We start from the raw sequence: 567 nt of genomic DNA on the forward strand, positions 1-567 counted from the left end.
GGGAGGAACGGCCTCGCCGTTCCGGCCCGGGTCGTTCCGGTCGTCTGTCAGCGGCGTTCCTCCTTCTGCTTGCAGGCCACGCACAGCGTCGCCCTCGGGAACGCCCGCAGCCGTTCCTTTCCGATCGGCTCGTGGCACGATTCGCACTCCCCGTAGGTCCCCGCGTCGATCCTTGCGATCGCCCGCTCGTTCTGCGCGAGCAGGTCGCGCGAGTTCAGGGTAAGGGCGATCTCACGTTCCCGCTCATACGTCTTGGCCCCGGCGTCCGCCTGGTCGTCACCGGCGCCCTCGGTGATGTCCCCCGAGGCTATCTCCGACTCCGACCGCGTGATGACGACGCGGAGGTCCTCCATCTCCCGGGACAGGTTGTCGCGTACCTCCGCGAGCTCCCCCTCCGTCCAGGCACCCTCTCCGTTCACGGCGGTGCTCTTACCTGCGCGCGCGGTTGCGCTCATACGCCCTCCTAACCGATCAAGTGACTCGAACGGGTGCGGGGAAGCCTAGGTCCGGAGATAACAGAACGGCAAATGACCCGCCAGGACATTCGCCCCTCCCGTAGCATCCCAC

1 protein-coding gene is annotated in these 567 nt (G+C 67.2%); it reads right to left on the reverse strand.

The features are described 5' to 3' along the window. Positions 1-47: 47 nt before the first annotated feature. Entirely contained in the window at positions 48-455 is a 408-nt protein-coding gene (locus tag C1I98_RS39585; RefSeq protein ID WP_111172251.1) for a TraR/DksA family transcriptional regulator, read from the reverse strand. Between the last annotated feature and the right edge of the window lie 112 nt (positions 456-567).

This window comes from Spongiactinospora gelatinilytica (genome assembly GCF_003236385.1).
GTDB lineage: Bacteria > Actinomycetota > Actinomycetes > Streptosporangiales > Streptosporangiaceae > Spongiactinospora > Spongiactinospora gelatinilytica.